The following is a 19673-nucleotide window of genomic DNA, read 5'->3' as shown; positions in this document are numbered from 1 at the left end:
CACTGGCTTTGGTTCATGGATCACTGACTTCATGAACCACTGACAGCCCTCCAGCCTCCAGAGGACTTCCGAACCATCATGACCGAGCAGCAGCTGCCCACCTGGGCCGATCCGTCCGTCTCCCCCGCCGCCCTCGACGCACAGGGCGTCTCCCGACGCCAACTCCTGCGCCGTGCGGGCCTGTTCGGCGCCGCGTTCACCCTCGGTGCGGGACCGCTCGCCACCTCCGCCTCGGCGGCCGGCCGGGGCTACGGCGGCAACGACCCACGCCTCGCCTATCTCGTCGGCGACCATCACGTGCACTCCGTGTACAGCCACGACGCCAAGTACACGTTCTCCCAGCAGGCCCAGGCCGCCGCGAAGTATGGCCTCGACTGGATGGTGTTCAACGAGCACTCCAACTTCGGACACGCCTCCTACGGCGCGAAGTTGGAGCACGCCGAGATCCTCAAGGCGCGCGCCGAGAATCCCCGTCAGCTGATCTTCCAGGGCCTGGAGTGGTACATCCCGGCCGCCGAGCACTGCACGGTGTTCGCCGCGCCCGGCCGGCACGAGGTGGATCTGCTCACGCAGTTCGAACTCGCCTACGACGGCAAACTGTTGGGCTACGACAAGGGCGGCGCCGCCGACGCGGACACCGCTCGCAACGAGGCCCACGCAGTGAAGGCCATCAAGTGGCTTGCCGCGCAGCGCCGTTCGGGCTACGTCGACGACGTCCTCGTCCTCGCCAACCACCCGCTGCGCCTGGGCATCGACTCCCCGCACGAGATGCGCGGTTGGCGGGACGCGGCCCCCGAGATCATGATCGGCATGGAGGGCGCACCCGGCGCCCAGGGCGCGGCCCTCCCCGGCTGGCGCGGCGCCACGTCGATCCGGGGCGAGTACGAGAACAAGCCGTCGGCGCAGTCCTGGTCGGGGTATCCGGCGGACGCGTATGTGACGTACGGCGGCTTCGACTGGGCGACGGCGACCGTCGGCGGGCTGTGGGACTCGATGCTGGCCGAGGGCCGACTGTTCTCGATCACCACCAACTCCGACAACCACCGTACGGTCTACGACACTTGGGCCAACGGCGCCTGGCCCGACGGGCAGAACTTCGACAACACCGGGAAGCTGCCCGACCCGGTGCAGACCGACTCCCCGCAGCCCGGTAGCGACTTCTGGCCCGGCGAGTTCAGCCGAACGCACGTCGGCGTGACGCGCTACGGCTACCGCGAGGTGATGGCGGGGATGCGCGCGGGCCGGGTCTGGGTGGACCACGGGCATCTGCTGGACGGGCTCGACGTCCGCCTGAAGCGTGACTGTGACCACGGTCAGGGTGTCACCCTGGGCGGCCGGTTGCGGGTCCGCAAGGGCGACCGGCTCACGCTGAACGTCACGGTGACGACCGCCTCGCGTCCCAACGCCCAGGGAATCCTGCCCGAGTTGGCGCACGTCGACGTGATCCGGGGTGCGGTGCGCGGCGCGGTGTCCGACCGGGACGTGTGGCGGGCGCCGGACACGAGGGTCGTGCGTACGGCGGACGTGAGCGGCCGCAAGGGGACGTACACGCTGCGCATCCCGGTGACCGCCGGGGACGAGTCCTTCTACCTGCGGCTGCGCGGCAGCGACGGCAAGCGACACGGCGCGGGCTACCTCGGCGCCTCGGTCGACCCGCACGGCCCGATCCCCCACGAGCCCGGAAACGGTGACCCGTGGGCCGACACATGGTTCTATTCCAACCCCATCTTCGTCGACCTGGCAGGTATCTGATGAAGCGTCAACTTGCTGTCCTCGCTGGCTTATTGGGTGCTCTCACGCTAGGCGTGAGCACCTCCTCGGCCGCAGCCGCCACCACCTGGGTGGAGACCGGTACCGCCTACACCGACAGCCTCGGCGGCGGTGAGGGCGTCGCCAGTCAGGCGGACGGCTCGCTGCTGTACCGCGGGCTGGCGTCCATCCCGCTGGATCTGCGCATCCAGGGCTGGAACCACATCGGCGACCCGGACATCGCGAACGGCTACGTCTTCGACGCCTATCAGGGCGCCGACACGGGCACGTCCAAGATGTTCGCGGTCACCACGCCGTCGGGGGCGCGCTACACGTACGTGCACACGCTGGACTCGGGCGAGAAGATCAACAACTCGTTCGACGCGATCTCGCCGGACACGCAGTGGATGGTGTCGGGCGAGTGGGGCGACCAGTCCAGACTCCAGGTCTTTCCCACTCCCCTGCTCAACACGTCCACTCCGGCGACGGGCGGGGCGCTGCCGCAGGCCGGGCAGATCACCCTGGACAAGACGGTGAACGACATTCAGGGCTGCGACTTCGTGACGGACACCCGGCTGGTGTGCGTCTCGGACGACGCGTCGGGGACCAAGTTCCCCGAGATCCGCCCGCTCCTCCAGGTCGACCTGCCCCACAAGCTGGACGGCCAGCCGATCACCGGCACGGTCACCAGCCTGTTCGCACTGCCGGCGCGCAGCATCTGCACGGGCACGTTCGAGGCCGAGGGCATCGACTACGACGTCAACAGCGGGACGTTGCGCGCGGAGGTCGTACAGCCGGGCGTGTGCGTGGTGTCGACCAGCGTCTACTCGTACAAACAGCAGTAGACAAACGCCGGTCGACAGTTGACTGCCGACCGTCGGCTGTCGGCTGTCGGCTGTCGGCTGTCGGCTGTCGGCTGTCGGTCATAGACAAGCGGCAGTGGACGGGCAGCAGTAGACAAGCAACCGTAGGCCGTGGACAGGCTGCAAGAAGACAGACGACAGCTGCAGCCGGTCAGGCGGTCAGGCGTAGAACCGCGAGAGACTCTGCAAGACGGCGGCGGGCTTCGGTCCGCCGTCGATCTCTATCGTCCCGTCGACGGCGACCTGCACCCCGCCCGGCACGTCCTCGACCGAGGCGAGCTTGGCGACGAGCCGGATGCGCGAGCCGACCTTCACCGGCGCCGGGAAACGCACCTTGTTCAGGCCGTAGTTGACCTTCGTCGACACGCCCTCGACGTCCAGCAGCTCGGTGAAGAGCGGGATGAAGAGGGAGAGGGTCAGATAGCCGTGCGCGATCGGCGCGCCGAAGGGGCCCGCCGCGGCCTTCTCCGGGTCGACGTGGATCCACTGGTGGTCGCCGGTCGCGTCGGCGAAGGTGTCGATGCGTTCCTGGGTGACCTCGATCCACTCGCTGGCGCCGAGGTCGCTGCCCGCGAGCTTCTTGAGTTCGTCGAGGCCGTTGACGGTGATGCCCATATCGCTTTCCCTACTTACGAGTTGGTGCCGAGACTTAAGAGTTGGTGCCGAAGCGCTTGCGCACCCGGGACTTGAGGAGCTTTCCGGAGGCGGTGCGCGGGAGTTCGTCCGCGACCACCATCGACTTGGGGATCTTGTACTTGGCGAGCCGGCCGGCCAGTGACGCGAGCACCTCGTCCGGATCCAACGAGGCACCTCCGCGCGGCACGACGACCGCGCGCGGCACCTCGCCCCACTTGTCGTCCGCGACCCCGATGACAGCGCACTCGACGATGTCGGGGTGGGCGAGGAGCAGGTCCTCGATCTCGGCGGGGTAGATGTTCTCCCCACCGGAGATGATCATGTCCTTCATACGGTCGACGATGTACACGTACCCGTCCTCGTCGGTCCGTGCCGCGTCGCCGCTGCGGAACCAGCCGTCGGCGAAGACCGCGGCCGTCTCCTCGGGCAACCCCCAATAGCCAGGCATGACATGGGGCCCGCGCACCACGACCTCGCCGGCCTCGCCGACATCGGCGGGGGTGAGGTCGGGCCGTACGACCCGTACGTCGCTGAAGAAGTGCGGCACACCCGCCGAACCCGCCTTGCTCACGGCGTGTTCGGCGTCCAGGAACAGGGTCCCGGGCGCGGCCTCGGTCATGCCGTAGCCCTGGAGGAAGGTCAGTCCGCGTTCCTGGTAGGCGGCGATCAGCGGGGACGGGACCGGGGAGCCGCCGCAGGTCAGGATGCGCAATGAGGTCAGGTCGGCGTCGGCCCAGCGCGGGTGCCTGGCCAACTGATCGAACATCGTCGGCACCCCGAACATGAAGGTGATCCGGTGCCGTTCGATGAGGTCGAAGGTGGCCGCCGGGTCGAAGGACTCGACCAGGACACAGGTACCACCCTTGAGCAGCACCGGCAGGGTGAGCATGTTCAGGCCCGCCGTGTGGAACAACGGGGCGGAGACCAGGGCTCGTTCGTCGGCGATCAGGTCCGTGTCGACGAGGACGTTGATCGCGTTCCAGGCCAGGTTGCCGTGGGTGAGCATGGCGCCCTTGGGGCGGCCGGTCGTGCCCGAGGTGTACATGATGATGCAGGTGTCGTCGGCGGTGACGGGTTCGTCGATCGGCTCGGTGGCGGCCGCTTCGAGCAACTCCTCGTATTCCGGGCCGACTTCGAGGTACGTCCGTACGTCGGTGTTGCCTGGCAGTCCGGCGACGAGACCGGCGTGCGTCGGGCCGTAGACGAGGATCTTCGCGCCGGAGTCGGCGAGTTGGTAGGCGATCTCGGGGGCGGTGAGGCGGGTGTTGAGGGGGACGAAGACCGCGCCGAGGGTACCGGCCGCGAACAGGGTCTCCAGGTAGGAGGGGTGGTTGGGGCCGAGGTAGGCGATGCGGTCACCGCGGCGGACGCCGTGGGCGCGCAGGACGTGGGCGAGGCGGGTGGTTCGTGTATGCAATGTGCCGTAGTCCATCGACGAGCCGGTGTCGACTGTCGACGAACTACCGTGACCCGTCGACGATCCACTGGCGACCGTGGACGAACTACCAGGTCCCGCCAACGAACCGCGGGCGGCTGTCGACGAACCGCCAGGTCCCGCCGACGATCCACCGCCGGCCATCGTCGAACTACTGTGACCCGCCGACGGCCCACCGCCGACCGTCGACGACTCACCGCCGACCGTCGACGACTCACTGCCGACTGTCGACGACTCACTGCCGATTGTCGACAATCCACCGTCGCCGTAGACCAAAGCCGTGCGGTGTGGGGTCTTGCGGGCCCGGCGTGCGGGCCAGGAGCCCAGTCCCTCGTTGCGCATGCGGCGTCCTTTACGTCAGGCCGAGCAGGCGGGCGGCGTTCTCCTTGAGGATCTTCGGCTTGACCTCGTCCTTGATCGGCAGCTTCTCGAAGTCGGCGAGCCAGCGGTCCGGGGTGAGGACGGGGTAGTCGGAGCCGAAGAGGACCTTGTCCTTGAGCAGGGTGTTGGCGTACTGCACCAGTTGCGGCGGGAAGTACTTCGGGGACCAGCCGGAGAGGTCGATGTGGACGCCCGGCTTGTGGGTGGCGACGGCGAGGGCCTCGTCCTGCCAGGGGAAGGACGGGTGCGCCAGGATGATCTTGAGGTGCGGGAAGTCGGCGGCGACGTCGTCCACGTGCAGGGGGTTGGAGTACTTCAGGCGGATCCCCCCTCCCCCCGGCACGCCCGCACCGATGCCCGTCTGACCCGTGTGGAAGAGGGCGATGGTGCCCGTCTCCTCGATGACCTCGTACAGGTCGTAGGCCACCGACCGGTCGTTGGGGAAGAAGCCCTGGATGTTGGGGTGGAACTTGAAGCCCTTGACCCCGTACTCCTCGACCAGGCGGCGGGCCTGCCGTACGCCCGCCTTGCCGCGGAAGGGGTCGATGGACGCGAAGGGGATGAGGACGTCCGGGTTGGCGGCGGCGGCCTCGGCCACCTCCTCGTTCGGGACGGGCTCGGTGCCGGTCGCGGACTCGGCGTCGACTGTGAAGATCACCGCGGCCATCTTCCGCTCGCGGTAGTACGCGGCGGTCTCCTCCAGGGTCGGTTTCCGCTTGCCCTCGACCTTGAAGTAGGCGGAGGAGGCGTCGTGCAGGTCGTCGTCCAGGGAGGAGTGGCCCTTGGAGGACACCTCCGCGTGGGTGTGGACGTCGATCGCGACGAGTTCACCGATGTCCATGCCGGTGCCCGTACCCGTACCCGTACCCGTACCCGTATCTGTCTCCGTACCGATGTCCATCACGCCTCCGGCAGCTTCGGTGCGGGGATGCCGACCGACTGGAGTTCGGCGCCGACCGAGGTGGGGAAGGCGTCGGCCAGGGTGTCGGGGGTCCAGCCGCCGTCGGCGTAGGCCGCGCTGATCTCCTGCGGGTGGGACCAGAGTGCCACCTTGTCGCCGCCGATGCCGATGGCCTGGCCGGTGATGGAGCGCGCGGCCTCGGAGGCGAGGAACGGGACGAGGGCCGCGCAGTCCTCCGGCGTACCGAAGCCCTCGCCCTTGCGGAGGAAGTCGGGCAACGGGGCGCCGTTCTTCATGGCCTCGATGTACGGGGCGAACGCGGGGATCGTCTCGGTCATCGCGGTCGCGGCGACCGGCACGATCGCGTTGACGGTGATGCCCGCGCGGCCGAGCTCCATCGACCAGGTACGGGCGAAGGCGGCGATGCCCGCCTTGGCGGCCGAGTAGTTGGTCTGGCCGAAGTTGCCGCGCTGGCCGGCCGGCGAGCCGACCAGGATCAGGCTGCCGCCCTCGCCCTGTTCGCGCATCCGTACGGCGGCGGCGCGGGCGCAGGTGAAGGTGCCCTTGAGGTGGGTGGTGATCACCGCGTCGAAGTCCTCGTCGGTCATCTTCCACAGCACCTTGTCGCGCAGGATGCCCGCGTTGGTGACCAGGATGTCGATCCGGCCGTACTCCTCGACGGCACGGTTCACCAGCCGCTCGGCGGCCTCGGTCGTGCCGACCGGGACGACCTCCGCGACGGCGGTGCCACCCGCCGCGGTGATCGACTTCACGGCCTGGTCGGCCACGGCCTCGTCGATGTCGTTGACGACCACGGACACGCCATGGGCGGCCAGGGCGTGCGCGTAGGCGAGGCCGAGGCCCCGGCCGCTGCCGGTGACTACGGCGACCTTGCCGGTCAGATCGATGCTGGGCACGAGCGGTCCCTTCACAAGACGAGGCTGCGGTACGACACACCGGGACCGTGACCGCGAAGTCCACGAAGTCCACGAAGTCCACGAAGACTGCGAAGACTGCGAAGACTGCGAGCGGCACCGGTGCGGCTTCGAGATCGAAGCTAAGAGCAATAATTGTTGACGTCAATAGTTGTTGCCGATGGACCAGGTGCGTCACACTGGCTCCGAACCACCGCACGCCCCGCCCGGGGCCTCGACCCAGGGAGCCCGCCATCGCCCGTCAACCGCACGCCGCGAACCCCCCGATCGACGCGCACGAGCCGTGGATGCGCGGGCTGCACGCGGACACGGGCTACCTCATGTACCGGCTGGGCCTGCGTTCCGGCCAGCTCTTCAACACGTTTCTCCAGGAGTCGGGCCTGCGCCTGCGGCACTACGCGCTGCTCCGCTTCCTGGCCACGTCCGAGGGCGCCCTCCAGCGCGAACTGAGCACCCGGCTCGGCTACGACCCGAGCGCGATCGTCGGCCTGGTCGACGACCTGGAGAAGTTGGGATTCGCCGAGCGCCGCCCTTCCCCCGACGACCGGCGCAGCCGCATCGTGGTCCTGACGGCGGACGGCCGCGGCTTCCTGCGCGACACCGACGAGGCGGGCCTACGCGTCACGAACGAACTACTGGGCCCGCTCGACGCGACCGAGCGCGAGACCCTGCACACGCTGCTGCAACGGATCGCCGAGGACGGACTGACCTGACCTGACACCGGACGGAGGCCCGGCCATGACCACCACCCGGTCCACGACGAGCACCGGCTCCGCGACGCCCACCGAGTCCGCGGCCACGACACGGTCGGCCACGCCCACCGGACCGGCGCCCGCCACGCGATCCTCGATGATCCCCCGGTCGGCGGCGCCCGCCACGCGGTCCGCGCCCGACCGGCTGCTCTCCGTGCTCGCCGCCTTCGACCACGCGCACACGGCCCTGTCCCTGTCCGACATCAGCCGCCGCGCCGGCCTCACCCTGACCACCGCCCACCGCCTCGCGGGCGCCCTCACCGAGTGGGGCGCGCTGGAGCGGGACGCGTCAGGGACATACCACGTCGGTCTACGGCTGTGGGAGATCGCGGCGCTCGCACCGCGCGGCCTCGCCCTGCGCCAACTCGCCCTCCCGTACCTGGAGGACCTGTACGAATCGACGCACGAGAACGTGCAGTTGGCGGTGCGGGACGGCACGGAGGTCGTCTACACCGAGTGGATCTCGGGCCGTTCGGCGGTCGGCGTACACATCCGGGTGGGCGCCCGCTGGCCACTGCATGCCACGGGCGTGGGCCTCACCCTGCTGGCCCACGGCGACCCCGATCTCCAAGAGGCCTACTGCGCAGGTCCGTTGGCGTCCTTCACGCCGTACACGATCACCGATCCGGTACGACTGCGCCGCGTGCTGGCCGAAGTCCGGCGCACCGGCGTCGCGGTGAGTACCCGTCAGATCACGGACGACGCGCTGTCGGTGGCGGCTCCGGTGCACGGGCCGGGCGGTTCGGTGGTCGCCGCGGTGTCGGTGGTCGTGCCTCAAGTGGACGCGCAGGTACCGGCGTTGATCCCGGCGGTGCGGCTCGCCGCGCGTGGGATATCCCGGGCGTTGGGGTGGCGGCCGGAGGCGTGACGGGGACGCCCGACCGGGTCCGGGTGCGTAAATTCGGGTGCGTGAACAGGCCTACGCCGAGCGGGAGTTGGCGAGCCGGTGACCCGACTACTTGTTCTCGCCGGGCTTTCCGACGTGGTCGCCGTAGCCGGCGGTGTCGTCCCCGGGTTTGGCCGAGGCGGTGGAGGTCGATGTGGAGGGCGGCGGCATGTGGTCGCCGCCGTCTCCGGACTTGCCGGTCGCACCGGAGGCGTTGAGCTGGAAGGCGAAGAGGAGGACGGCCACGGAGAGGGTGGCGGTGAACCAGAGGGTGATGCGTCGCATGGGGGGCTCCTGTTCTCGGGTGGGGGTGCTGCTGTTGTCGGGTGAGGGCGCTGCTGTTGTCGGGCGGGGGTGCTGCTACCAGGCGAACTCTTCGGTGTGGACGCTGTCGCGGTGCGCGCCGGCGCCTCGTGCGGCCTTGCGGACGGCGGTGATCCAGGTGGGCGGGCCGCAGACGTAGACGTCACGGTCGGCGATGTCGGGGACCAGGTTCTTGAGGACCTGGGCGTCGTCGTCGAGGTGGGTGGGGCGCGCCCCCTGCCGGCGGGTCTTGTCGGGGTGGGCGGGGTCCGCGACCGGCCAGGAGGTGTCGGCGCGGTGCGCGGGGCCTGCCGCCTGCCACGACGTGTCGGCGCGGCGCGGGCCGGGGAGGAGGATCAGTTCGACGCCCCGGTCGGTGGCGATGGCGCGGAGTTCGTCGGCGAACACGGCGTGCTCGTCCTCGCCGTAGCGATAGATGAGGGTGGCCTCGCCCGGGGTGCAGGGGGCGTCTTCGAGCAGGGCGCGCATGGGCGTGATGCCGATTCCGGCGGCCATGAAGAGCATGCCGGGCCGGGTGCGGTGGCGGGCGGTGAGGGTGCCGTAGGGGCCCTCGATCAGGGCGCGGGTGCCGGGGGTGAGGCGGGCGGCGCGTTCGCTGCCGTCGCCCGCGGACTTGATGGTGATGCGCAGCCGGTCGGGGGTGGGGGCGGCGGAGAGGGTATACGGGTTGCCGCGGGACCAGCCGGGGCCGTCGAGGAAGCGCCAGACGAAGAACTGGCCGGAGGCCGTCCGCATCCGGTCCAGGCGGTGGCCCTTGAGCGTGATCGAGACCGTGCCGGGCGCTTCGGTGACCACGGACTCGACCCGCAGGCGGTGGTAGAGGGAGCGCCAGGCGGGCAGGGCGACGCGGTAGAGGAGGGTGGCGGCGAACGCGAAGCCGTACAGGCACCACCAGTAGACGCGGGTCCAGGTCTCGTGGAAGTCGGCGCCGTCGGTGAAGGTGTGCGGGAAGGTGGCCGCGATGCCGGCGTAGGAGTAGAGGTGCAGCAGGTGCCAGGACTCGTAGCGCAGTCGGCGGCGGGCCGCGCGGATCGAGGTGACCACGACCATGATCAGCAGGGCGGTCCCGACGGTGGCGAACAGCATCCATGAGTCGGTGATGAACAGGCGCAGGAGTGCGTCCGGTATCGCCGTGGGTTCGCGGTTGGACCGTTCCACAGCGAACAGGGTGACGTGGACGATCATCAGCCAGAACGAGGCGAAGCCGATCAGGCGGTGGCGGCGGGTGAGCAGGTCGTGGCCCCAGGACCGTTCCACCCAGGGGATCCGGGCGAGCAGGACGACCTGGAGGATCATCAGGTCGGAGGCCAGCAGTCCGGCGAGCAGGCCGAGGGAGCCGGTCGCCCGGTCGGAGGCGGTCAGGCTGAGTGAACCGCCCTGGTTCATCACCCACAGGGCCACGACCGCGACGACGGAGAGGATCGCGAGCGCGCCGAGCGGGTCGGCGAGCGTGAACCGCCCGCTGCGGGGCGGGGCGGGCGGCGGCCTGCGGTGCCCTCGGGCAAGCTCGGTGGACAGGGTCATCGGCGGGCTTCCTTCGTCTCGGGGGCCAGGTGTCCCGTATGCGTGCGGGGCCGTCCCCGTAGGCAGGGCGTTCCCCGCCGGTACGGCGACTCGTTGGCGGGGCGACCCGTTGACAGTGCGACTCGTTGGCGGGGCGTGCTCCCACCCTTGCGGCGCTCTTTGTGGCCGCTCTAAGAAACTCGGCGGTCGGGAGGGGCGGGTGCGCCGCTGACCTGTGTCGATACCGGCTCGGTGGGAGGACCGGTCCGCGTGGTTCTTAGACTTCCTTGTCGTTCACCGCTGATCCTTGAGGCAGCTGATCCTTCAGGTGGGCGACGGTGCCCGCTCCGCGGGTGCCGGTGAGGAAGTCGAGGTGCTGCATGGCGGCGGTGGGCCGTAAGCCGGAGGTGCTGGTGGTCGACGACGACCCCGGCGTGCGCGCGGCTCTGGATCTGGGGCTCGGTCTTGAGGGCTTCACGGTCCGGCTGGCGGAGGACGGCGAGGCGGCACTAGACGAGGTCGCCGGCCGGCCGCCGTCGGTGATCGTCCTGGACGTGACGATGCCGGGCCTGTCCGGGGTCGAGGTGGTGCGCGCGCTGCGTGCTCAGGGCCGGACGTTGCCGGTGTGCATGCTGTCGGCCCGCGACGAGGTAGACGACCGGGTCGCGGGGCTCGCGGCGGGCGCGGACGACTACGTCGTGAAACCGTTCTCCATCGGGGAGTTGTCGGCGCGGCTGCACGCGATGGTGCGGCTGCACGAGTCGACGACCGAGCGGTCCCTGGTCGTCGGCGATGTCGCGATCGAGCCCGCGCGCCGCGTGGCCTCCCGGGCGGGACGCGAACTCCGCCTGACCACCCGCGAGTTCGACCTGCTGCTCGCGCTCGCCCACCGGCCCGGTCAAGTCCTGTCCCGGGCCCAGCTGTTGGAGCAGGTCTGGGGCTACACGTGGGATGTGGACACGAACGTGGTGGACGTGTTCATCGGCTACCTCCGCAAGAAACTGGAGGCCGACGGCGGCCCTCGGGTGCTCCGCACCGTCCGCGGCATCGGTTTCGTCCTGCGCACCGGCCCGTGAGGGGGCTACCGCGGGGCCAACGCTCCGATCACGGCCGCGGTCGTCCCGTGCACCGGTCCAAGATGTGGCTGCCACGCGGCCCGCGCTCCCGGATCACCTCGGCAGTCATCCCGTGGACCGGTCCATGAGCTGGCTCCCGCGCAGCCTGCGCTCCTCGATCACAACCGCGGCCAGCCCTGCGTACCCGCCCCTGATATGGCAGCCACCCAACCCCCACCCCCGCCACACACCCGCAACCACTCCCCGGACCAGTCCATGACACGCCTGCCGCACAGCCCCCGCCCCCGGATCACCTCCGCAGTCGTCCCGTGGACCGGTCCATGACCTGGCTGCCGCGCAGTCTGCGATCCCGGATCACGGCCGCGGTCGTCCTGTTGGTGACCGTCGTGGTCGCGCTCGCCGGGCTGGTCATCGTCGCTCGGATCGACCACCGCGACCGTACCGATGTCGACCGCCAGCTCGCCGCCCGGGTCGAGAAGGGCGACCAGGATGCCGACAAGTTGCGCGACCAGGGTGACCATCCGAGCGGTGACGGCGACGACAGTGACGACTACGGCGGTCTGCTCGCCGGCAGTCAGAGTCTGGTGCGGCTGGTCTCCGGCGGGAAGGTGATCGCCCAGCACGGTGAGACGCCGACCGCCCCTCTCCCGGTGCCCACCCGCGACGGCTACCGCACGATCGACACCGACGGGCAGACCTGGCGCTCACTCACCCGTTCCCTGAGCACCACCGGGGAGCGGCTCGAAGTCCTCCAGGACATCGACCCGATCGAACGGCGGCTGGCGGACAACACCGCGATCGTCGCCGCCGTCACCCTCCTCGCCGCACTCGCCACGGCCGGCGGCGTCTGGCTGCTCACCCGGATCATCCTGCAGCCGCTGGAACGGTTGCGGACCGGCGCCCTCGCGATCAGCGCGGACACGGCCGGGCCCCAACTCCCCGCCGTCACACGCCCGCAGGAGGTCGCCGACCTCTCCCACGCGCTGAACAGCATGCTGGACCAGTTGCGCGTCAGCATGGACTCCACGCGCCGTTTCACCGCCGACGCGGGCCACGAACTGCGCACCCCGCTCACCAGCCTCGGGGTCACCCTGGAGACCCTCCAGCGCAACCCCGACCTCCCCACACCCCAACGGGCCCGGGCCCTGGAGGCGATGAGCGCGGAGCACCGCCGTATCACCGCGCTCCTCACCGGCCTGCAGACCCTGGCCCGCGGCGACGCCCACGCCCTGCCCGAACGCACCCCGGTCGTCCTGAGCGAACTTCTCGGCGAGGCCGTCGCCCACGCGGCACGCCGGCACCCCACGACGACCTACCGGCTGACGGCCAACTCCCCCGCGACCGTGGACGGTTGGCCCGTCGGCCTGCGCCTGGCCGTCGACAACCTCCTCGACAACGCGGCCCTGCACGGCCGCCCCGAAGGCACCGTGGACGTCCGACTCACCCAGGACTTCGACACGGTCCGGATCACGGTCGGTGACGACGGCCCCGGCATCCCCGCCGACCAACAGCAGTCCATGAAGTCCCGGTTCACCCGCGGCGCCCGCACCCGCTCCCCCGGCTCCGGCCTGGGCCTCGCCCTCGTCGACCAGCAGGCCCACCTCCACCACGGCGCCCTCGACCTCGGCACCGCCCCCACCGGAGGCCTGGAAGCCACCCTCAGCCTCCCCTCGACGCCCGAGGACGAGCCCCGCGAACGGACCGCTCCCGACTGATCACCACAGCGGATTCAGAATCTGGAAATGGTCCGTCCGTACGACGGGACGCACGACCGGCACCGCCGCCTGTTTTGGACCGATCCAGCCCGGTCCAGCCCGGTCCAGCCCGGTCCCGCCCGGTCCCGCCCGGTCCCGCCCGGTCCCGCTCGTCTCACCCGGGCAACCCCGCCAGCATCCGCCGGTCCCGAGGCGCCGCCTTCCGGTCCAATCGCGCGTCCAGCAACCGTCGTGCCGCGTCGCACCGCCCCGCCGACACCAGCGCGTACAGCAACGTCTCCTCGACGACCTCGCGTTGGGCCGCGCTGCCGCCCACCTTGCGCAGGACCGGCAGCAACGCGTCGAGGCCGACGGCGGCTTCGTGGAAGCGGTGTTCGACGAGGGCGGCGAAGGCGTCGCAGAGCGGGGCGACGACCTCGCGCTGCACCGGATCGGCGCCCGCCGCATGGTCCCGCAGTCGGCGCAGGGCGGCGAGGTCACCGGCGGCGGTCAGGGCCACCGCCGCGTGCAGCGCGGTGAACGCGGTCGCGGGCCGCTCCAGCACCTCGCAGGCCACCGAGTCCAGAACGTCCGAAGTCGGCAGCTCCCCCTGCCAGTTGCCGCTGAGCCGGGCCCGCCACAGCAGTGACCCCGAGTCGACCAGCGCGCGTACCCCGGTCACCCGCCCCGGCGCCAACTGGGCGAACCAGCGCCTGCGTACGGCGGCCGGGTCGTCCAACGCCAGTTCGTGCAGGGCGATGTGCCAGGAGAAGTGGGCCCGGTGGACGGCACCTCGGCCCTGCCCGGAGACCCAGCGGTCCAACCAGTCCCGGCCCGCCTCGTGGGCGCCGGACTCGTAGTGGACGTGGGCCAGCGCGTGCACGGCGTGGCCGGATGCGGGCTCAACTCCCAGGGCGCGGTGGGCCAGTTCACCCGCCTCGTGCAGTCGGCCCTGCTCCTGGCGGAGGAACGCGAGCAGCGAGGTGTGGAACCAGTGCCCGTCGTAGGCGGGGGACGTGCGCTCGACCAGCCGCAGCGCGTAGTCGTCGTCGAGGTCGGTGACGCCGGAGAAGGCGATGGTGGGGACGGCGGCGGCGAGGGCGAGCGCGTCGGCGGGGTGGGTGTCGAGGTGGCGTAGCAACGCCCGGTCCCCGTCGGTGGATTGGACCCGGCGGGTGATCACGTCCACGAAGGACCGCTCGCGTTCGTCGGCCCGTTCGCGCGCGCAGCGCTGGGCGTCGGCGAGCGCCCTGGGCACGTCGACGGCGGCCCCGCACTCGTGACCGAGGAGCGCCAACGCCGCGTGTCCCAGGGCGAATCCGGGGTCCAGGGCGACCGCGCGGGCGAAGACGTCCTCGGCTCCGGCGCGGACCTTGAGGACCCGGTCGAGTCCGTTGCGGTACGCGGTGGCGGCCTCGGCATGGGTCGACAGCGGGAGTCCGAGTCCGTCGACGGGCCTGCGGCGGGCGGCGCGGCGAGCCGGTGGCGCCAGCAACTGCTGGGCCAGCGTGGCCGCCTGGACGCGGATCTCGGGGATCGCGGTGGTCTCCCAGAGTTCGCCGCGCCTCGGAGCGCCGAGCGTGAACAGCGGTCGTACGCAACGGCCTTGGGCGTCGAGGAGGCGTCCGTCGCGGGTGGCGACCCCCATGCCGAGTGGTCCGGGCACCGCCATTCCCGTCTCGAACAGCCCACGCCACAACGGGTCTTCGAGCCGCTGCCCGGGTCCCGTGCAGTCGATCACCCAACCCACACGCACCGTACGGCCGTTGGAGAGCGTGACAGCCAACTGCCCACCGCACTCCACCACATCGGCGATCGTTCCCGCGTGCACCTGGAGGCGTCGCGCGGTGCGGGCCCGGGTCACCGACTCGGCGGTGGTGGGTGCCATGCGGTGGCGGTGGGTGTTCCAGACGGCGCCCTCACCCGCGAGGAACTCCCCGCGTTCTTCGGGGGTGAGGCTGCGCCAGAGTCTCGCGGTGTGCGGGCGCAGGCTGTCCAGTGCGGGGCGCCAGTCGCCGTGGGTGCGGACGGAGCGGCTGACGTGCCGGTAGACGGTTCGGCGCAGTGCGTTCAGTGTCAGGTCGCGGGGCCAGTTCGGCGCCTCCATCGCGCCGGCCGGGCCCAACGCGTGGGGCTGCGGCAGGAGTCCGTTGCGGGAAACGGCGTGGACCGTGCGCTCGGAACGGGCCAAAGTGAGGGCGAGGTCCACGGCGGTGAGGCCCGTACCGACGAGGAGGACGTCGGCGGTGTCCTCGCCTACGGCGTCCAACGCACCTGGATTCCAGGGCGAGTTGATGAAGCGGGGCGAGGCGCGCAGGGCGGGCGGGGCCCAGGCGGCCGTAGGAGCGGCTGGGCCGGTGGCCAGGACCGCACTGTCGACCGTGAGGAGTCCCCCGTCGGCGAGGTGGAGTTCCACCGGGCCAGCCGAACCTGCCAGACCTGCCAGACCTGCCAGACCTGCCGAGCCTCCCGGACCCGCCAGACCTCCCCGACCCGCCAGACCTGCCTGGCCCGCCTGGCCTGCCTGGCCCGCCTGGCCCGCCTGGCCCGCCTGGCCCGCCTGGCCTGCCTGGCCTGCCTGGCCTTCAGCGGCGCCGGTACACCGCTCCGCGCGGGTGCGCAACCGCCGTACGGCGACCGTGCCGTGGGAGCGGACGACGGCCTGGGCGAGGGTGTCGGCGAGGTAGGCGCCGTAGCGATGGCGGGTGGCGAAGTCGGCGCCGCTGACGGTGGGTTCGCCGTGGCGGCAGAGCCAGCGGGTGAAGTGGCCGGGGTCGTCGGGGTAGCAACTCATGCCGCCCGCCGGGACGTTGAGCCGGTGGCGTGGATCAGGGGTGGCGTAGGCGGTGCCGCGGCCTGCTTCCGGGGCCGGGTCGACCAGCACCAGGTCGAGGGGGGTCCGGCGGCGGGTGGCGGTCTCGCAGAGCTGGACGGCGGTCAGGGTGCCTGCCGCGCCCGCTCCGACGATCGCCACGGTGGGCCGCTTGCGGACTTCGGTCACGAATACCTCCGGCGTGGTCTGCGCGGAGCCGCCGAAACGGAACTCCGCCCTCAGGTCCTTTCTCACTATTCCGACCGGGTAGGTGGGGAAGCCATGGCGGGACGGGGATCTCACCGGATACTCAGGGCACCGGTCGGCGCCTTCATACTCTGTTCACACTCGGGAAGCGTCCGGCAACCGTGGTTTCAGGACTTCTTTCAGGCTCTCTTCACAGGAATCTCAGGTGGAGCCCCTGGGATTCAAAGACTCACCCCATGGAAGTGGCGCAGGATGCAACGGCACTGGTGATCTCGTCGCGTACGGCCAGGCGGTGTGCGCGACATGCGGAGGAAGGCGTGCTGTGGGCGTGTCGCACATATCCAACCGGTCCGAGAAGCAGTCGGAGAGGTGGTCCCGTCGTGGGGTCCTCACCGTTCTCGGAGTGGTACCGGCCGCCGCCGTTCTGACCGGCTGCAGCGGTTCGGCCGGCGCCGCGGAGGGCTCCTCCTCCGGCGGTTCCCCGGCGACGGCGTCCGTGAAGGCCGCGAAGGCGCCGACCGTCACGGTCTCGCCCGCCGACGGCACCAAGAAGGCCGACTTCACGGCCCCCGTCACGGTCACCGTGGCCGACGGCACGTTCACCACGGTGAAGGTGACCGGCAACGACGGCTCCACGCTGGCCGGGACCTTCAACGACGCCAAGACGAAATGGACGTCGACGAAGAACCCGTACTCGGGCACGAAGTACACGGTCGCGGCGCAGGCGCAGGGCGCCACGGCGAAGACGGCGACCTTCACCACCAAGTCGCCCGGCGAGACCTTCGTCGGCTACTTCACCCCCGAGGCGAACTCCACCTCCGGCGTCGGCATGCCCGTGTCGATCAACTTCACCCACGCGGTCAAGGACCGGGCCGCCGTCCAGAAGGCGATCACGGTCACCGCCGAGCCGGCCGTCGAGGTGGTCGGACACTGGTTCAGCGACACCCGGCTCGACTTCCGGCCCGAGACGTACTGGGCGGCCGGCACGAAGATCACGCTGAGTCTCCGGCTGAAGGACATCGAGGGTCAGGACGGCATCTACGGCGTCCAGTCCAAGGACGTCACGTTCGACATCGGGCGTGAGCAGATCAGCACAGTCGACCTGTCCAGCAAGGAGATGGTCGTCAAGCGGGACGGCAAGACCCTCGCGACCTATCCCGTCAGCGGCGGCAACGCCCAGCACACCACCTGGGCCGGGATCATGGTGATCAGCGAGCGGTTCAAGCAGACCCGCATGGAATCCTCGACGGTCGGGCTCGGCGACGAGTACGACATATCCGATGTCCCGCACGCCCAGCGCCTGACCACCTCCGGCACGTTCGTGCACGGCAACTACTGGGCGTCGACCTCGGTGTTCGGCAGCCAGAACACCAGCCACGGCTGCGTCGGCCTGCACGACGCGAAGGGCGCGAACGACAGCTCGGTGGCGGGTTACAAGTTCTACGACAGCTCGATGCTCGGCGACGTCGTCATCGTGAAGAACTCCGGCGACAAGACCGTGGCGGCGGACAACGGCCTCAACGGCTGGAACCTGTCCTGGGCGGAGTGGAAGGCGGGCAGCGCGGTCTGAGACCGGCCCGTTCGTGAGGCACCCTGGTTCAGAGCGGGACGGTGTTCACCTGCTGCGCGAGCTGATCCACGGCCACTTGACGGTGCAGACCACCACAGGCGCCACGAGCACGGTCAGCATCCACAGACCCACGCTCGCCGGCGAGTAGATGTAGTACTGCCACGGCTCGGGCAGGGCCGCCGGCGCGAGCAGGAGCACGATCAGCACACCCCACGTGGCCAGCACCGAGGCCACCATGCGTACTGCCACCATGCCTGCCGACCCCCTCCGCGACCGTCCGATTCCCGGAGACGAATGATAAATCCCGTGGTCTCGCCGCCCACGGCGCCCCTCGCGACCCGCCTGCCGCGAGGCGGATCGGAAACCTCCTCTTTCACCGCATTCATCACCTGAACTCCCGTACGGCGAAAGGACTTTCCCGGCTTCACCTCTTGACGCCCGGAGTGGCTGAGAGCACATTGACCGCGCACCCACTGCGTGAGAGCGCTCTCAGGCAGGCACGGCACCCGCATCCCACTCCGTATCCGAGGGGCACCCATGAGTGAAACCTCCGGCACGCAGCGCAGACCCCGTCCCTTACGGCGCGTCCTGATCGCCGTCCTCAGCACCCTCGGCCTGGCGGCCGCCACCGCCACGGCCTTCACCCTGCCCGCGAACGCGTCCGCGCCCACACCCCCGGCGGGCTGGACGCAGGTCTTCCTGGACGACTTCAACGGCTCCGCGGGCACCGGTGTCTCCACCACCAACTGGCAGTACGACACCGGGACTTCGTACCCGGGCGGCGCCGCCAACTGGGGCACCGGCGAGGTCGAGACGATGACCTCCTCCACCAACAACGTGGCGCTCGACGGCAACGGCAACCTGCTCATCACCCCGCGCCGCGACGCCTCCGGCAACTGGACCTCGGGCCGTATCGAGACCAACCGCACCGACTTCCAGCCGCCGGCCGGCGGCAAGCTGCGGGTCGAGGCCCGTATCCAACTCCCCAACGTCACCGGCTCGTCCGCGCTCGGCTACTGGCCCGCGTTCTGGATGCTGGGCGCGCCGTACCGGGGCAACTACCAGAACTGGCCCAGCGTGGGCGAGTTGGACGTGATGGAGAACGTCCAGGGTCTCAACACCGACTGGGCGACCGTGCACTGCGGCACCAGCCCGGGAGGCCCCTGCAACGAGACCACCGGCATCGGCGGCAACACCGCCTGCACCGGGACGACTTGCCAGGCCGGCTTCCACACCTACGCCATGGAGTGGGACCGTTCCACCAGCCCCGAGCAGATCCGCTTCTACCTCGACGGCGTCAACTTCCATACGGTGAACGCCAGTCAGGTCGACGCGACGACCTGGGCCAACGCCACCAACCACGGCTTCTTCATCATCCTGAACGTGGCGATGGGCGGCGGCTTCCCGGACGCGTTCGGCGGCGGCCCCACCAGCGCCACCGACCCCAACCACCCGATGACGGTGGACTACGTCCAGGTGCTCTCGTCCACGGGCAGTGGGAGCGGTACCACGACCCCGCCGACCGGCAGCCGGGACGCCTACAGCGCCATCCAGGCCGAGTCGTACGACAGCCAGTCCGGCACCATCGCCGAGACAACCACGGACACGGGCGGCGGCCAGGACATCGGCTCGATAGCCAACGGCGACTGGGCGCTCTACAAGGGCGTCACCTTCGGCTCCACGGCGGCCACCCAGTTCTACGGCCGGGTCGCGAGCGGTGCGGCGAGCGGGGTCAGCGGTCTGGTGCAGGTACGGCTGGACAGCCCGACCGCGACTCCGATCGGCAGCTTCTCGCTGGCCAACACCGGGGGCTGGCAGTCATGGAGAACGGTGCCGGCGAACATCAGCTCGGTCACCGGCACCCATGACGTCTATCTCACCTTCAGCAGCGGCCAGTCGGCGGACTTCGTGAACGTGAACTGGTTCGACTTCGGTCACTGATACCGACT

16 protein-coding genes are annotated in these 19673 nt (G+C 70.4%); 8 read left to right on the top strand and 8 right to left on the bottom strand.

Translation table 11 applies throughout. The features are described from left to right. The first annotated feature begins 78 nt into the window (after positions 1-78). Both OG588_RS41920 and OG588_RS41915 read left to right on the top strand, forming a co-directional pair. Positions 79-1752, top strand: coding sequence for a PHP domain-containing protein (locus OG588_RS41920; RefSeq protein WP_405951809.1), 1674 nt, complete (start codon positions 79-81; stop codon positions 1750-1752). Beyond that, positions 1752-2594, top strand: a complete 843-nt coding sequence (locus OG588_RS41915) for a hypothetical protein (RefSeq protein ID WP_405951808.1) — start codon at positions 1752-1754, stop codon at positions 2592-2594. The genes OG588_RS41920 and OG588_RS41915 overlap by 1 nt, the downstream gene beginning before the upstream one ends. A 177-nt stretch (positions 2595-2771) precedes the next feature. On the opposite strand, the gene OG588_RS41910 is transcribed toward OG588_RS41915, so the two are convergent. Genes OG588_RS41910 through OG588_RS41895 form a run of 4 tightly spaced genes read right to left on the bottom strand, consistent with a single transcriptional unit; the run spans position 2772 to position 6882 of the window. Then, positions 2772-3227: a MaoC family dehydratase gene (locus OG588_RS41910; RefSeq protein WP_405951807.1), complete on the bottom strand. Its 456-nt coding sequence runs from the start codon at positions 3225-3227 to the stop codon at positions 2772-2774. A 34-nt stretch (positions 3228-3261) separates the two neighbouring features. Further along, positions 3262-5025, bottom strand: a complete 1764-nt coding sequence (locus OG588_RS41905) for an acyl-CoA synthetase (RefSeq protein WP_405951806.1) — start codon at positions 5023-5025, stop codon at positions 3262-3264. A gap of 10 nt (positions 5026-5035) precedes the next feature. After that, a complete protein-coding gene (locus OG588_RS41900) occupies positions 5036-5905 on the bottom strand; it encodes an amidohydrolase family protein (protein ID WP_393031873.1) in 870 nt (289 codons plus the stop codon). 59 nt (positions 5906-5964) lie between these two features. Continuing rightward, positions 5965-6882 (bottom strand): SDR family NAD(P)-dependent oxidoreductase, encoded by a 918-nt coding sequence (locus OG588_RS41895; protein WP_405951805.1) that lies wholly within the window; start codon positions 6880-6882, stop codon positions 5965-5967. 305 nt (positions 6883-7187) lie between these two features. On the opposite strand from OG588_RS41895, the gene OG588_RS41890 reads away from it, so the two are divergent. Continuing rightward, positions 7188-7613 (top strand): MarR family winged helix-turn-helix transcriptional regulator, encoded by a 426-nt coding sequence (locus OG588_RS41890; RefSeq protein ID WP_266864304.1) that lies wholly within the window; start codon positions 7188-7190, stop codon positions 7611-7613. A gap of 136 nt (positions 7614-7749) precedes the next feature. Beyond that, positions 7750-8520: an IclR family transcriptional regulator gene (locus OG588_RS41885; RefSeq protein WP_405953344.1), complete on the top strand. Its 771-nt coding sequence runs from the start codon at positions 7750-7752 to the stop codon at positions 8518-8520. A gap of 87 nt (positions 8521-8607) precedes the next feature. Here the strand turns inward: OG588_RS41885 and OG588_RS41880 are convergent, their stop codons facing one another. After that, positions 8608-8823 (bottom strand): hypothetical protein, encoded by a 216-nt coding sequence (locus OG588_RS41880; RefSeq protein ID WP_366097894.1) that lies wholly within the window; start codon positions 8821-8823, stop codon positions 8608-8610. 75 nt (positions 8824-8898) lie between these two features. After that, positions 8899-10386, bottom strand: a complete 1488-nt coding sequence (locus OG588_RS41875) for a ferric reductase-like transmembrane domain-containing protein (RefSeq protein ID WP_405951804.1) — start codon at positions 10384-10386, stop codon at positions 8899-8901. 359 nt (positions 10387-10745) lie between these two features. Here OG588_RS41875 and OG588_RS41870 point away from each other — a divergent pair, with 359 nt between their 5' ends. Continuing rightward, positions 10746-11441 (top strand): response regulator transcription factor, encoded by a 696-nt coding sequence (locus OG588_RS41870; RefSeq protein ID WP_393029646.1) that lies wholly within the window; start codon positions 10746-10748, stop codon positions 11439-11441. Between the two features lie 320 nt (positions 11442-11761). Beyond that, positions 11762-13156 carry an ATP-binding protein gene (locus tag OG588_RS41865; RefSeq protein ID WP_405951803.1) on the top strand — a complete coding sequence of 465 codons (1395 nt, stop codon included), beginning with the start codon at positions 11762-11764 and terminating at the stop codon, positions 13154-13156. A 154-nt stretch (positions 13157-13310) separates the two neighbouring features. Here the strand turns inward: OG588_RS41865 and OG588_RS41860 are convergent, their stop codons facing one another. Further along, on the bottom strand, positions 13311-16136 hold the full coding sequence (locus tag OG588_RS41860; RefSeq protein WP_405953343.1) for an FAD/NAD(P)-binding protein: 2826 nt from the start codon (positions 16134-16136) through the stop codon (positions 13311-13313). A gap of 340 nt (positions 16137-16476) precedes the next feature. On the opposite strand from OG588_RS41860, the gene OG588_RS41855 reads away from it, so the two are divergent. Next, on the top strand, positions 16477-17724 hold the full coding sequence (locus tag OG588_RS41855; RefSeq protein WP_405951802.1) for an Ig-like domain-containing protein: 1248 nt from the start codon (positions 16477-16479) through the stop codon (positions 17722-17724). 45 nt (positions 17725-17769) lie between these two features. Here OG588_RS41855 and OG588_RS41850 read toward each other — a convergent pair whose 3' ends face one another. Further along, on the bottom strand, positions 17770-17976 hold the full coding sequence (locus OG588_RS41850; RefSeq protein WP_366097890.1) for a hypothetical protein: 207 nt from the start codon (positions 17974-17976) through the stop codon (positions 17770-17772). A gap of 285 nt (positions 17977-18261) precedes the next feature. Here OG588_RS41850 and OG588_RS41845 point away from each other — a divergent pair, with 285 nt between their 5' ends. Next, positions 18262-19665 carry a glycoside hydrolase family 16 protein gene (locus OG588_RS41845; protein ID WP_405951801.1) on the top strand — a complete coding sequence of 468 codons (1404 nt, stop codon included), beginning with the start codon at positions 18262-18264 and terminating at the stop codon, positions 19663-19665. Positions 19666-19673: the final 8 nt, after the last annotated feature.

It is taken from the genome of Streptomyces prunicolor (genome assembly GCF_045162825.1).
Classification (GTDB): domain Bacteria; phylum Actinomycetota; class Actinomycetes; order Streptomycetales; family Streptomycetaceae; genus Streptomyces; species Streptomyces prunicolor.
Note: the sequence above shows the minus strand (reverse complement) of the source record. Positions and strands in the feature narration are given on the sequence as shown.

Bases quoted from the DNA above. Each gene is read 5' to 3' on its own strand.
- OG588_RS41920 (WP_405951809.1), top strand. From the start codon at position 79: ATGACCGAGCAGCAGCTGCCCACCTGGGCCGATCCGTCCGTCTCCCCC.
- OG588_RS41915 (WP_405951808.1), top strand. From the start codon at position 1,752: ATGAAGCGTCAACTTGCTGTCCTCGCTGGCTTATTGGGTGCTCTCACG.
- OG588_RS41910 (WP_405951807.1), bottom strand. From the start codon at position 3,227: ATGGGCATCACCGTCAACGGCCTCGACGAACTCAAGAAGCTCGCGGGC.
- OG588_RS41905 (WP_405951806.1), bottom strand. From the start codon at position 5,025: ATGCGCAACGAGGGACTGGGCTCCTGGCCCGCACGCCGGGCCCGCAAG.
- OG588_RS41900 (WP_393031873.1), bottom strand. From the start codon at position 5,905: ATGGACATCGGTGAACTCGTCGCGATCGACGTCCACACCCACGCGGAG.
- OG588_RS41890 (WP_266864304.1), top strand. From the start codon at position 7,188: ATGCGCGGGCTGCACGCGGACACGGGCTACCTCATGTACCGGCTGGGC.
- OG588_RS41885 (WP_405953344.1), top strand. From the start codon at position 7,750: ATGATCCCCCGGTCGGCGGCGCCCGCCACGCGGTCCGCGCCCGACCGG.
- OG588_RS41880 (WP_366097894.1), bottom strand. From the start codon at position 8,823: ATGCGACGCATCACCCTCTGGTTCACCGCCACCCTCTCCGTGGCCGTC.
- OG588_RS41875 (WP_405951804.1), bottom strand. From the start codon at position 10,386: ATGACCCTGTCCACCGAGCTTGCCCGAGGGCACCGCAGGCCGCCGCCC.
- OG588_RS41870 (WP_393029646.1), top strand. From the start codon at position 10,746: ATGGCGGCGGTGGGCCGTAAGCCGGAGGTGCTGGTGGTCGACGACGAC.
- OG588_RS41865 (WP_405951803.1), top strand. From the start codon at position 11,762: ATGACCTGGCTGCCGCGCAGTCTGCGATCCCGGATCACGGCCGCGGTC.
- OG588_RS41850 (WP_366097890.1), bottom strand. From the start codon at position 17,976: ATGGTGGCAGTACGCATGGTGGCCTCGGTGCTGGCCACGTGGGGTGTG.
- OG588_RS41845 (WP_405951801.1), top strand. From the start codon at position 18,262: ATGAGTGAAACCTCCGGCACGCAGCGCAGACCCCGTCCCTTACGGCGC.